Here is a 12,945-nt window from a genome sequence, read left to right on the forward strand (position 1 = left end):
CGACTAAAAGGAGCGTGGCAATCTAGTTTAATTTCCTGAGATTGCCGCACTCCTTGCAGTCGTTCGCAATGACGCCAATTTTTCAAATTAAACGAGTTACCGTCCAAATAAGCGTTCGATATCCTTAAGCTTCAACTCAATATAAGTAGGTCTGCCGTGATTACATTGACCTGAAAGCGGCGTATTTTCCATTTGACGCAGTAAGGCATTCATTTCATCTGCCGATAATTTTCGTCCTGCTCTAATAGAGTAATGACAGGCATAAGTTTCCGTTACATGCTCGATTAACTCTGTCAAAGCTATATTCTTGCCAAAATCCGATAAATGATCGGCGAGATCCTGAATTAACTTTTGTACGTTTACATCTTCAAGGATATTTGGAATTTCAGTTACTATAATAGATTTTTCGCCGAATTTTTCTAGAGTTAAACCGAGTTTATATAGTTTTTCTCTATGGTCATATAAACAATCTGCTTTTTTTTCATTTAGCAGTTCTACTATCTCAGGGATAAGCAAACGTTGTTTGATTAACTCTTCCGTTTTAAGGTAATCTTTTATTTTTTCATACCCTAAACGTTCGTGTGCTGCATGCTGGTCGGTAATCACTATACTATCTTCGGTTTGTGAAATAATATAAATCGTATGAAGTTGTGCTTTAGCTGTCCCAAGTTTATACTGTTTACGGGTTTGCTGTTCATGTTCTATACGGTTTTCTACTTCTTGTTCTATTTTAGCATGTGATAATGTATCGATTAATTTTTGACAAACATGATTTTGAGGAACTGTATTAAGTATAGAATGAGTAGTAGGTCTATAATCTGTCGATTTACTATTAACATTTATAACTTTACTTACTGGCGATTGTTTGTTAACTAAAGGATTTTTAAATAACTCAAGAGCATCAGAGGCGATAATAGTAGAAGTAACATGGCTTTTATTTGTTAAAACATTTTTAATTGCTTCTATTAATAAGTTTCGCACATAATTCGGGTCATGAAACCTAACCTCTGCTTTTGCCGGATGTACGTTAACGTCAACAAGTTGCGGATCGATTTGTAAGAATATAGCACATAGCGGATAACGATCACGAGCTAAATAATCTTGATATGCTACCCTTAAAGCTACCTGTAATAATTTATCTTTTACCGGTCTATTATTAATAAATAAAAACTGATCTTCACTTGAAGCTCTATTATATGTCGGGCTACTAGTATAGCCGCAAATAGAGAAATCAGGTGTTTTGAAGTCTATATAAGCGGCTTTTTTTATAAAATCATCACCTATTACATCAATTATACGCTGTTTTAGGTTAGTTTCAGCATCTTTATTTTGTCCCTTTAGTTTTAATAAATTCTTGCCGTCATGTGTTAAACTAAAAGAAATTCCAGGATATGCTAGAGCGATTTTCTTAACCACATCTACAGCTGCTGCAAGCTCTGTTTTATCGGCTCTAAGAAATTTTAAACGTGCAGGTGTTGCAAAAAATAAATCACGTATCTCTATTTTAGTACCTTCATTATGAACAGAAATAGTAACTTGTTTTTCATTGCCGCCGATTAACTTAATCTGAAATGCTTTGTCGGCATCTCGTTTTTTAGAAGTAATTAGCATTTTGCTAATAGCAGCAATAGACGGCAGTGCTTCACCCCTAAAACCGAAAGTATGAATATTTAGAAAATCGCTTTCATCAAACTTAGAAGTTGTATGACGTTCAACGGCAATTTCTAATTCCTTATCAGTCATACCGATACCGTCATCGGAAATAATGATTAGATTTTTACCGGCACGTTCTAAAATAATATCTATTTTAGTACTACTTGCATCAACAGCATTTTCAACTAATTCCTTTACTACCGATGCAGGTCTTTCTATAACCTCACCGGCAGCAATTCGGTTGATAGTACTTTCTGACAGAAATTTTATAGTCATTTTGTTACTAATTTAAATTTCTTACTACAATATGGGCAGATAATTTCCTTTTTTTCTTTATCTATCTCTAAATAAACTTTCGGATGGTCATATGGAGGTTCTTTGCCCTGGCAAGATACAGATGCATCAACACTATTAACAATTTCCATAGATTTATACACTATTTCTTTAAGTGAAATCTAATATAAGTTACTTTTAAATAAAAGACAAATATTACTTGATTAACTATGTCATCCCATGATTTGATCGGCTTTGTTGCATGGTTCTAATTTTCTCGTCATTGCGAGGAAATTACGTAAGTAATTGACGAAGCAATCTAGTGCCAAAGTTCTGAGATTGCCACGCAGCCTATGGCTGCTCGCAATGACGATTTAGCTGGCTGGTACAAGCCACAGTATGACAGTGCATATTTTATAAGGAGATAAAAATGAAAGACAAAGTAGCAGTTATTACCGGTTCTACTAGCGGTATCGGGCTTGAGATAGCAAAACATTTTGCAAAACTTGAGTCTAAAATAGTTATTAACGGTTTTGCAAAAGAAGATGAAGTAGCCAAAATTTCAGCAGAATTGAAAGAACTTGGGGCAATGGCTGTATTTTATCAAGGAATAAATTTGGAAAAACCTGATGAAATTCATTCTATGTTTGAGAGGATAATAAAAGAATTCGGTAAAATAGACATATTAATAAATAATGCAGGTATTCAGCATGTTGCTCCTATCGATGAATTTCCTGAAGATAAATGGGAGCAAATTTTGCGTATAGATTTAATAGCATCTTTCTATACTACAAAACATGCAATACAGATTATGAAAAAAAACGGTTTCGGGCGAATTGTTAATATCACTTCCGCTCATGCATATGTCGCATCACCTTTCAAGTCGGCATATGTAGCAGCAAAGCACGGTATCCTTGGGCTTACCAAAACCGTTGCTTTAGAAGTGGCTGAGAATAATATTACAGTTAATGTTATCTGTCCCGGCTACGTCAACAACCATTAGTAAGGAATCAAATAGCAGATACTGCTAAAGCTAGACATATCAGTGAAGAATCAGCGTTAAGGTATGTAATCCTTAAATCTCAAGCTACGAAAAAATTTGTAGAAGCTGATGAAATAGCAAACTTAGTAATATTCTTATGTGACGAAAAAGCATCATTAATAACAGGTAGTGGACTCTTGATAGATGGCGGCTGGACGGCACAGTAGTTTTTAATTCTTAATATTTGTTAGTTATTGAGAAATAACTAACAATAAAAACTTCTTGCAAAAATTTAATTCACTCCTTTACACTTGAAATAAACCACAATTTATTCAAGGAGGAATTTATGCCAGAAAAAAAACATCTACATTTTCAAACTGAAGAAACTGAATTAAATAGAGTAAAAATGCCAAACTAATTCATTTTAAAGATGAACTGGGCAGCCCAATAGATGGGCAATTAGTTATAGGAGAAGTTGAAGAAGTAAAAGAAAAAGAATTTTCTAGACCCGTAGAAGTTGAGGTAAAGCGTAATTTGGTAAGTTTAAAAAAGTTCTAGCCTATCTTGGAATTATTAAAAATACGAAAAAAGTAGTAAGTAAAGAAGAAAAAATTATAGGCACCTATAAATTAGGCAATTTTACTAATGATAAGAATTCTATAGAGAACTTTTTAAACAACTTAGATTTCTATGAAGAAAAACTTTATGCATATGATCTTAGTGGTACAAAAGTTGGAGAAGTAGGTGATTTTGGAAAAGTAGTATTAGATGAGAATATTAAGCTTGATGAAACTATTCTTCAAAAAAAAAAATGGAAAATTCTTAGATTTAGAAGGTAAAGCTTTACAAAATCAGTTTATACAAAAAGGTAACGGAGTTTACCATTTAAGTACTGCTACAGACGTAAAATATTTTGATAAAGATGAAGTATTAAGACTTCAAAAGGTGTTACGAATCTTAACACAAAGCCCGAAAAAGTGCTCTTAAAGGTAGCAGAGAAGCTGCAAAAATAGGAGAAAAACTACGAAAACAACAAGAAGAACAGAAATTTGTAGGAATTAAAAAGCCAAAAGGAGCTAAACTTACAAAAGTAGGAATTCCGGTAGTTCCCACTAGAGGATAAACTAGGTTATAAGTGCTTGACCATTATAACGTGTATATTATAATAGTTATGACCAAATTAATATGTACGTTATAATAGTCATAATAAATTATGACTATTATTTAGCCTTTTGCATGTCTAATATAGCTTGTATTTGAGCTTGTGTCTCAAAGTCATTTGGCTCTAATTCTAATGCTTTGTTGTATGATTCAAGAGATAAATCGTATTTGCCTAATTTTTCCAAAGTAAGACCTTATATTAATAAGAATTCCTAAAACTATTCCTTTATTCACGTAAACTCTAAAATCATCAGGATTAAGCTGTATTGTTTTATTATACATTTTAATAGCTAACTCTCATATTCTTCTATATTAAAATATGTATTTCCTTTATTAAAGTATATTACAGGCTCATTCGGTTCTAGCTCTAATGCTGTATCATACGATCCAATAGCTTCTTCATATTCCTGTAACGCATCTAAAGCTAAACCCTTATAGAAATATGCTTTAGCGTCATTAGGGTTAAACTCAATTCTTTTATTGTATGCTTCAAGTGCTAGTTCGTATTTTTCAAGCTTTCTTAATATTTCTGCTTTATTGTTATAAGCATAAGGATGACTTGGATCTACTTCGATTGCCTTATTATAAGCTTCAAGGGCCAACTCATATTTTTCAGGAAACCTAAGTCCCAGTATTCTTAGTCTAAATCCATATCCAATATATGCATCTGCATCATTCGGATTTTGTTTTATAGCTTTATCACATTCTGCTAATTCTTTTTCAAAATCATTTGCAACTGATTCAGGTTGTTTATTAAACAAGAACTTATAATCACAAAAACATATTACTATCACCACAAGAATTAAAATGCCGACAATTAAATATTTGTACTGCATATGTGCTTATGATTTTATTGTAATTTATAATATTATAAATTACACTTTATAAATGATGTAACTTGTCTATAATAACTAATTAGTAATTAAGTTATTTAAAGCTCGATGAATAGGTCTAAGTTCATTTTTTTATCTGCTATTTCAGGTAATGTACTCGAATATTATGATTTTACGGTATATTCAGTTTTTTCGCTGATTATTGGACAAGTTTTTTTTCCAGGCGAATCAGAATTCATTAGAATTCTTCTAAGCCTTGGAGTATTTGCGGTTGGCTTTCTGACAAGACCGATAGGAGGCATATTATTCGGTTATATCGGTGATAGATACGGTAGACGTATCGCTTTAATAATCTCGATGCTAGGTATGACTATTCCGACCTTTATTATGGGTCTCATACCCTCATATGCAAGTATTGGAATTTATGCCCCTATAACTCTAGTTATAATGCGGCTTATTCAAGGTTTATGTATTAGCGGTGAAGGAACGGGAGCGGCTATTTTTATCCTTGAACATCGTCAAAATTTAAGACCGGGTTTTACTGCAGGTTTAGTACATGGTTCAAATATTGCCGGTACCTTAATTGCAACATTTATCGGTATTATAATAGAACGTTATTTCTCTCATATAGATTTTGCTTGGCGTTTTGCTTTTCTGCTTGGCGGATTTATGGGTCTTGCAGGATTTTACTTGCGATTGCGTGTATCGGAAACACCGATTTTTAAAATGCTTGAGAAAAAGAAACAAGTTCTTAAAGCACCTTTTTCCAATGTAATTAGAACTGCTTGGAGATCGATGTTTTTAACTATGTGTATAGGTGCTATCGCTAGCAGCGTTATGTATTTAGTAAAAACATATATAAATGTTTTCTATTATAATGTAATGCATCTTAGTAATACTATTGCTTTATCATATTTAGCATATAGTTCGTTTATTGCGATGATAGCGATGCCGCTTGCCGGCGGTACTGCCGACATTATCGGAAAATTTAAAATGGCAATGCTTGTTGGTGTTGCTATCTTGATATTGATTTTACCGACCATGTTACTTATGTCGACAAAAGAGATGTGGCAACAAATTATAGCTCTTACAATGCTTGGTATGCTCGCAGGAAGCATAGCAGGTACAGCTTATATACTCGTTATATCCTTGTTTACGGCAGAACAAAGATTTACCGGTGTTGCTTTCAGCTACAATTTTGCGATAGCGATATTTGGCGGAACTTCACCTATTATTTCTCGTTGGCTTGTAGAGCGCACAGGCTTATTTTATGCTCCGGCTTTTTATATTATGATCATTGCTGTCGTATTTTTAGTGATTATGTATATGATGAGGAAAGTAATTAAATTGTTGCTTAATAATTATGAACATAGAAAATAAAGAAATAACAAGTAGTTGGTTTACTAATTTACGTGATTTATTGTGCAAAGAATTTGAAAAAATCGAAGAAGAATATGCACAAACCAAAGGTTTAAAACCAGCTAAGTTTGTACGCTCAAGCTGGCAACGTAATGGCGGTGGTGGCGGTGTCATGTCTCTCATGAAAGGAGAAGTATTTGAAAAAGTCGGGGTTAATATATCTACCGTATTCGGTGAAATTTTTCCCGAATTCCGCAGCGAAATTCCAGGAGCAGAGCTAGACGGGAAATTCTTTGCAACAGGCATTTCATTAGTCGCACATCTTAAATCGCCACTAATTCCCGCTATGCATTTTAATACTCGTTATATAGAAACTTCTAAAAGTTGGTTTGGCGGCGGTGGCGATTTAACACCTTTTTATCCGGAAGAAAACGAAACTGTAAAGTTTCATGCAGCTTTTAAAGAAGCGTGCGATAAGTATGATTCTAGCTATTATCCTAAATTCAAAAAGCAATGTGATGAATATTTTTATCTAAAGCATCGAAAAGAGCCGAGAGGAGTAGGCGGAATATTCTATGATTATTTAAATAACGGTAATTTTGAACAGGATTTTGCCTTTACACAGGACGTAGGTAAGGCTTTGTTGTCGGTATATCCTGAAATCGTTAGAAGTAAGTTATTTTTACCTTGGACAGCTGAGCAGAAAGAATACCAGCTTATAAGGCGAGGTAGATATGTAGAATTTAATTTACTATATGACCGCGGTACTAAATTCGGCTTAATGACCGATGGAAATGTCGAAGCAATATTAATGTCATTGCCACCTGAAGTAAAGTTTAATTGACTTTTTTAAAATCATAACCGGAATGGCAAAATGCTATTTCGGTGTGTTGAAACTTCTGTCAAAAGTGAGAGTATTTTCCACAAAACCGATGCAATCCTTGGTTTATAGTAAAATGCATTGAATTAGGTGACATTTCTATTTCATTTTTTAATTTTTAAATAATATATCTCATATCGTAAATGGGTTGGCATTAGCAATATTCGTTATATCCTTAAAAAATAAAATATTTCTTATAAATATCATCTAATTCAGTGCATTTCACTTTCAGTGCATTTCACTATAACAAATTTTTTTACTTTGTAAGTTTAGGCGGTAAATAATGTTCTGTTGAGATTACTTTTTTACCAGTTTTATTTTTCAAGGCCGTTTTAGCGTTTTTAGCTATACTTTCTCCTATTTTACCTGCAACCTTATTTTCTTTCATATTTCTCGCTACGACCGTGTCGTTTCCAATTATCCCTTGCTCTATCAATTAACTTTTCCGGATCAGAAATTTCTTGAATCCTCTCATAACCGACTTTAGCAAACCATTGTTTAAACGGTTCTGCCTTTGGAGACGGAATAGATTGTATAATACGAAGTAATGACTCTGTATTTGCACAGTCTGTTATATATTTTTTTCCATCTGTGGCAGTTAATTTCAGTCCGTGACAATTTGTCACGACCTCACTTTTTTCTTCGTTTAACCTTTTTTAGTTTTCTCCAATAAGCTCCAGGGTCACTACTATCAGTCAATGCTCCTACTACGTCGACTACTGAGAACCACCATTTGTTATTATGCAAAATTCTTCTAATGGTTTTATCTTTAAAAATTACTAACTTATTAAGTTCATCGCTATTATTCATAATTGTTCCATATTATTTTTTATGAATTATAGATATTCTAAATAAATTTTACAACTTATATTAAAAATAAACCATTAGTTTAAAATAAGTTATAGATTGACCAAAAGTGAGAACATCTCTCACATAACTGATGTAATCCTCGACCTTATGGTCGGGGAGATAATAGGCATGTCCAGAGCTTAAAGCAATGCTTTAAGCAAAACCTATTATAGCTGACTTTTGGCAGTTCTGCTAACTCCCTGACCACCAAGGGTTTATTTCTCTTCGGTGGTTGAAACTTAAGCAATTTAAGTTTAATTAATCGGGAGCAACTACATATCCAACCAAACTAACAAGAGCCTACCTGAACTCGTAGCAGAGTTTCTAGAAAGACCTTTGAAAAAGAGAGATATCAACGCAACAGAGAAAACGCTTAGCAAAATTAGAAGCAATATTTGGTATTGCTAAAGTATAGATGAGCAGACATTGCTTTATTTATGCCATTCCTGCTTTCCTTTCACGGAAAAACATTGCCCGCATGGATCGGTTTTAACGTCATTGCGAGGAAATTACGTAAGTAATTGATGAAGCAATCTTAGGAGCTTGTTATTATTTCATGAGATTGCCACGCAGCTTACCGCTGCTCACAATGACGATATATCTTTAACAATCCCTTTTCAAATAAAAAGAGTATACTAATCAAATGGTTTCACTATAACCATAATCACTGCAACAATCATACAAATAGCTGGAATCTCATTAACTATGCGATAAAATTTTTCTGAATGGACATTCTTACCATTTGCAAAATCTTTTCGCCATCTTGCAAGTAAACCATGAAATATCACTAAAATTAATACTGCAAACATTTTAACGTGAAACCAAGTATCAAGAGCAACAAACCCGTAAATATGAGCATTTATTAAACCAAAAATAAATGTGCTAATCATTGCTGGATTCATAATGAATCTGAGTAATTTTTGCTCCATTACTTGTAAAGTACTATCTAGCTCACTACCTACTTTAGCTTTGATATGATAAACATATATTCTAGGTAAATAAAGAAGTCCTGCCATCCAACATATAGCAGATATCAGATGGACTGACTTAAACCATAGATAGTAACTTGCCATTCTTTTCCTTATTAATTTGTTAATTTACACAAACATTTAGTAAATTCGTTTGGACATATTCTTGTACTAGAGCTACTCATAACTAAATTAGTATCAACCTTATTAATAAATCGTAGCAATATATTTGTCAAACTATTAATAAAAATTTTATTTGTTCCAAGTGTCGGAATTCGGGTATATTGAATTTCATATTTATCTGCGATTAATTTATATTCAATATCAAGCTCTACTAGTGTTTCAACATGCTCGGATACAAAGGATATAGGTACGATAATTATGTCTTTTTTTAACTTTCCTGCTAGCTCTATTTCGTCTTCCGTATTTGGTTTTAACCACTCTATAGGTCCTACTCTACTTTGATAAGTTATCTTATAATCTAGATCTTTTATATTTAATTCTTTAACTATTGCTTGTACTGTTTCTTTTATCTGAAAACTATAAGGATCGCCTGCTTTTATTAGTTTTTCGGGTAACCCGTGAGCAGAAAATAATATACGAAAATTTTTATCGTATAGTTTTTCTTTAATTAATGAAACATGGGCTTTTATAAAATCTTTTTCTAGAGGATAACAGCAAATTGTTTTAATTGGAATATCAATATTAAGGTTTTGTAAAAAATTTTTAACTGATGATCCTGTCGTAGTACTTGAAAACTGAGAATATAGAGGCAATAATATTATTTCGCTTGGATTATATTTTTTTATTTGACCTATTACTTCTTTAGCAAACGGTGCTGAATATCTCATATTTATAAAAATAGCGAAATCTTCTTTTATAAGTTGCTTTAGCTTTTCGGTTAGTGCTAGTTTCTGTTCCTCTGTTTCCTGAAGTAAAGAAGATTTACCACCGATTAAAGAATAAATTTTTTGAGATTTTTTCTCTCTAGTAATAGAAATTATTTTAGCGATAATATAACGCAAAGGATTTGGTAAATTAATTATAGCTTTGTCATAGAATAGATTAAATAGAAAAGGCTTCACTGATTTAAGGTCTTTTGGACCGCCTAAATTAAAAAGTACTATTGCTATTTTTTTCTTCATATAACCTAACATATTCTGTCAAAAATTCTACATTTTCCATAGGTGTTTCAGGCAAAATACCATGTCCTAAATTAAAAATAAAATTCTTTCCTCTCATTACCTGAAGAATTTTATAAGTTTTTTCTTTAATAATTTCTTTATTAGTTAATAATACAACCGGATCTAAATTACCTTGTACTATTACTTTATCACTCCACTCTTTCATTTTTTCAAGAGGGACCATTTGATCTACGGCTAAAATATCTATCGGTACTTCTTTTATAAATTTTTCGTACAATAATCCCGCTCCTTTAGGAAAAGCAATTATAGGAGTTTTTGGAAAAACTTCTTTTACTTTTAGTACAATCTTTTTTGTCGGCTCTATTACAAATTCAGTAAATTCCTCTTCTGCAAGTACTCCTGAGCATGAATCAAAAAGCTTTAAAACATCTGCTCCAGATTTTGCTTGATTTATAAGATGATCAGCTGTTTTTTCCGTAATAAAATTTAATAATTCTTCAGCAAGTATTTTATTTTCATATATAAATTTTTTGCTCGTTTTAAAATCCTGTTTTCCTTTTCCTTCTAGCATGTAACTCATCACTGTCCAAGGACTACCTACAAATCCTATTAAAGAAGTGGGAGATGGTAATTCTTTTTTTACTTTTTTTATTATTTCATAAACTTTTTCTAATTTATCATTCGGATTGATTTGCAGATATTTAAAATCTTCTTGTGATTTGAATTGCTTTAATATAGGCCCTATATTTTCTTTAAAATCCACTTCCCATCCAAGAGCATGAGGTAAAACTAATATATCAGAAAAAATAATAGCTGCATCAAATCCATAACGTTTTATCGGTTGTAAGGTTACTTCCGTTGCTTTGTTAACATCATAACAAAAATCTAGAAAATTTTTTGTTGTTTCTCTTACTTTTTTATATTCCGGCAAATATCTACCTGCTTGACGCATAAACCAAATAGGTATTTTATTACTATTTCCTCTTAACGGATTTATAATTTGCTTCATGCAATTACTAAAGATATTAATATGATAAATATATTTATTATTTGTTGTTTATGTAAATAGAATTATGTAGATTAAATGTTTTAAACAGAGTTATCAACAAAATTTTCATTAAAATTTTCTTAAAAATATCGGTATTTTTAATTATCATTCACATAAGTTTGTAATGAATTTATACAAGTGGATAATTGAGTGTAAAATTCATTTATAGCTTAGAAAAGACTATTTTTTCAAAGAAAAATGATATTTATGCACAATTTTATCCACAAACTATTTATTTAAAAGAAAATACACTAAATTTACTTGATTTAATAAGGATTTGAGGAAATTTTTAATAGATTTTAATAGGAAAAATAATAAGTTATTAAAAAATTTATCCACAATTACATGTGTAAAGTATGACAAAGCTAATTATTCACTTAGTTTCAGACTCTTCCGTGCAAACTGCAAAATATGCAGCAAATTCTGCCCTTGCACAATTTACTTCCGTAAAACCAAAATTATATCATTGGCCAATGATTAGAAATTTGGAATTGCTAAATGAAGTATTAAGTAAAATAGAATATAAACATGGGATAGTATTATACACGATTGCCGATCAAGAACTCCGAAAAGCTTTAACGAAATTTTGCTATGAATTAAAAATTCCATGTATTTCTGTAATAGGTAAAATTATTAAAGAAATGTCTGTTTTTTCAGGTATTGAAATAGAAAAAGAACAGAATTACAATTATAAATTTGATAAAACTTATTTTGATACACTTAATGCCATAGATTATGCTATAAGACATGATGACGGACAAATGCTTAATGAATTATCAGAGGCTGATATAATATTAATAGGTCCTTCTAGAACTTCTAAGACACCGACTTCCGTATTTCTAGCGTATAACGGTTTAAAAGCTGCCAATATTCCTTATGTTTATAATTGCCCCTTTCCTGATTTTATAGAAAAAGATATAGATCAATTGGTAGTAGGATTCGTTATTAATCCAAATAGGTTAATTGAGATAAGAGAAGCTAGATTAAATCTATTACAAATTAACGAAAATAAAAGCTATACAGATTTTAATATAGTACAAAAAGAGTGCCTAGAAGTCAGAAAAATTTGTGATCAAAGAAATTGGCCGGTAATTGATGTGTCGACTAGATCAATAGAGGAAACAGCAGCTTTAATAATGCGAATATATTATAATAGAAAAAATAAATATAATAAATAAAAAGATTTTCATTATTTACAAGTAGAAGCCTGTACTTTATAATTTTATTTATAAATATAGATGTTGTCCATATGAATCCGAAAACAACACTATGTCATCCCCGCGTATGTGGGAATCCAGTAAAACCTATAAAAAACTTGTTTTTTTAGGTTTATTTTTTAAATATGTAACTTCTATATAAATATTTCCGCCTACGCGGGGATGACATAAACGAGTCATGCAATAAGGCTGTTAAAAGCGGGAATTGACATAAAAGCCATATGGACAATACTACAAAAACATAGAGGAATTTATGGCAAATAACGTAACGGATAGCTCTTTTAAAAAGGAAGTATTAGAATCGGATTTACCTGTACTGGTTGATTTTTGGGCAGAATGGTGTGGACCGTGTAAAATGTTAACACCGATAATAGATGAAATCAGTAAAGAATTACAAGGCAAAGTAAAAGTACTTAAAATGAATATTGATGAAAATCCTAACACTCCTTCAGAATACGGTATTCGTAGTATTCCAACGATAATGTTATTTAAAAACGGTGAACAAAAAGATACTAAAATAGGTTTGCAACAAAAAAATTCTCTTTTAGATTGGATTAATAAATCTATTTAATATTTA

17 protein-coding genes are annotated in these 12,945 nt (G+C 31.6%); 7 read left to right on the plus strand and 10 right to left on the minus strand.

What is annotated here, in order from left to right; translation table 11 throughout:
* Positions 1-96: 96 nt before the first annotated feature.
* Positions 97-1,929 carry a DNA mismatch repair endonuclease MutL gene (gene mutL, locus RGRA_RS0100345; RefSeq protein ID WP_017442783.1) on the minus strand — a complete coding sequence of 611 codons (1,833 nt, stop codon included), beginning with the start codon at positions 1,927-1,929 and terminating at the stop codon, positions 97-99.
* A complete protein-coding gene (locus RGRA_RS09910) occupies positions 1,926-2,078 on the minus strand; it encodes a zinc-finger domain-containing protein (RefSeq protein WP_084520520.1) in 153 nt (50 codons plus the stop codon). The genes mutL and RGRA_RS09910 overlap by 4 nt, the downstream gene beginning before the upstream one ends.
* A 278-nt stretch (positions 2,079-2,356) precedes the next feature.
* On the opposite strand from RGRA_RS09910, the gene RGRA_RS12910 reads away from it, so the two are divergent.
* From RGRA_RS12910 to RGRA_RS12915, 3 genes are all read left to right on the plus strand, one after another.
* The gene (locus RGRA_RS12910; RefSeq protein WP_017442785.1) at positions 2,357-2,929 is read left to right on the plus strand and encodes an SDR family NAD(P)-dependent oxidoreductase; all 573 of its coding nucleotides are present in this window, start codon (positions 2,357-2,359) and stop codon (positions 2,927-2,929) included.
* A 68-nt stretch (positions 2,930-2,997) separates the two neighbouring features.
* Positions 2,998-3,135, plus strand: coding sequence for an SDR family oxidoreductase (locus tag RGRA_RS14495; RefSeq protein WP_269077343.1), 138 nt, complete (start codon positions 2,998-3,000; stop codon positions 3,133-3,135).
* A gap of 541 nt (positions 3,136-3,676) precedes the next feature.
* Entirely contained in the window at positions 3,677-3,895 is a 219-nt protein-coding gene (locus RGRA_RS12915) for a hypothetical protein (protein ID WP_236609740.1), read from the plus strand.
* Between the two features lie 233 nt (positions 3,896-4,128).
* Here RGRA_RS12915 and RGRA_RS09920 read toward each other — a convergent pair whose 3' ends face one another.
* Together RGRA_RS09920 and RGRA_RS0100370 are read right to left on the minus strand one after the other, a co-directional pair.
* Positions 4,129-4,254: a tetratricopeptide repeat protein gene (locus RGRA_RS09920; RefSeq protein WP_017442786.1), complete on the minus strand. Its 126-nt coding sequence runs from the start codon at positions 4,252-4,254 to the stop codon at positions 4,129-4,131.
* A gap of 105 nt (positions 4,255-4,359) precedes the next feature.
* A complete protein-coding gene (locus tag RGRA_RS0100370; RefSeq protein ID WP_051354039.1) occupies positions 4,360-4,830 on the minus strand; it encodes a tetratricopeptide repeat protein in 471 nt (156 codons plus the stop codon).
* Positions 4,831-5,010: 180 nt separating this feature from the next.
* Here RGRA_RS0100370 and RGRA_RS0100375 point away from each other — a divergent pair, with 180 nt between their 5' ends.
* Positions 5,011-6,282 (plus strand): MFS transporter, encoded by a 1,272-nt coding sequence (locus tag RGRA_RS0100375; RefSeq protein ID WP_017442788.1) that lies wholly within the window; start codon positions 5,011-5,013, stop codon positions 6,280-6,282.
* Positions 6,266-7,105, plus strand: coding sequence for an oxygen-dependent coproporphyrinogen oxidase (gene hemF, locus RGRA_RS0100380; RefSeq protein WP_017442789.1), 840 nt, complete (start codon positions 6,266-6,268; stop codon positions 7,103-7,105). The genes RGRA_RS0100375 and hemF overlap by 17 nt, the downstream gene beginning before the upstream one ends.
* Before the next feature lie 292 nt (positions 7,106-7,397).
* On the opposite strand, the gene RGRA_RS12445 is transcribed toward hemF, so the two are convergent.
* The 6 genes from RGRA_RS12445 to hemE form a co-directional block, all read right to left on the minus strand.
* A complete protein-coding gene (locus tag RGRA_RS12445) occupies positions 7,398-7,529 on the minus strand; it encodes a hypothetical protein (RefSeq protein ID WP_017442790.1) in 132 nt (43 codons plus the stop codon).
* Positions 7,516-7,767: a BRO family protein gene (locus tag RGRA_RS12450; RefSeq protein WP_017442791.1), complete on the minus strand. Its 252-nt coding sequence runs from the start codon at positions 7,765-7,767 to the stop codon at positions 7,516-7,518. The genes RGRA_RS12445 and RGRA_RS12450 overlap by 14 nt, the downstream gene beginning before the upstream one ends.
* A gap of 4 nt (positions 7,768-7,771) precedes the next feature.
* The gene (locus RGRA_RS12455) at positions 7,772-7,951 is read right to left on the minus strand and encodes a BRO-N domain-containing protein (protein WP_017442792.1); all 180 of its coding nucleotides are present in this window, start codon (positions 7,949-7,951) and stop codon (positions 7,772-7,774) included.
* A 674-nt stretch (positions 7,952-8,625) separates the two neighbouring features.
* Positions 8,626-9,063 (minus strand): protoporphyrinogen oxidase HemJ, encoded by a 438-nt coding sequence (gene hemJ, locus RGRA_RS0100395; RefSeq protein WP_017442793.1) that lies wholly within the window; start codon positions 9,061-9,063, stop codon positions 8,626-8,628.
* Positions 9,064-9,074: 11 nt separating this feature from the next.
* Positions 9,075-10,115, minus strand: coding sequence for a ferrochelatase (gene hemH / locus RGRA_RS0100400; protein WP_017442794.1), 1,041 nt, complete (start codon positions 10,113-10,115; stop codon positions 9,075-9,077).
* Positions 10,072-11,112 carry a uroporphyrinogen decarboxylase gene (hemE, locus tag RGRA_RS0100405; protein ID WP_017442795.1) on the minus strand — a complete coding sequence of 347 codons (1,041 nt, stop codon included), beginning with the start codon at positions 11,110-11,112 and terminating at the stop codon, positions 10,072-10,074. The genes hemH and hemE overlap by 44 nt, the downstream gene beginning before the upstream one ends.
* A 395-nt stretch (positions 11,113-11,507) precedes the next feature.
* On the opposite strand from hemE, the gene RGRA_RS0100410 reads away from it, so the two are divergent.
* Both RGRA_RS0100410 and trxA read left to right on the plus strand, forming a co-directional pair.
* Positions 11,508-12,329, plus strand: a complete 822-nt coding sequence (locus RGRA_RS0100410; protein WP_024547207.1) for a pyruvate, water dikinase regulatory protein — start codon at positions 11,508-11,510, stop codon at positions 12,327-12,329.
* Between the two features lie 292 nt (positions 12,330-12,621).
* Positions 12,622-12,939, plus strand: a complete 318-nt coding sequence (gene trxA / locus RGRA_RS0100415; protein ID WP_024547208.1) for a thioredoxin — start codon at positions 12,622-12,624, stop codon at positions 12,937-12,939.
* Positions 12,940-12,945: the final 6 nt, after the last annotated feature.

The sequence above is a fragment of the Rickettsia gravesii BWI-1 genome, assembly GCF_000485845.1.
Lineage (GTDB): Bacteria > Pseudomonadota > Alphaproteobacteria > Rickettsiales > Rickettsiaceae > Rickettsia > Rickettsia rickettsii.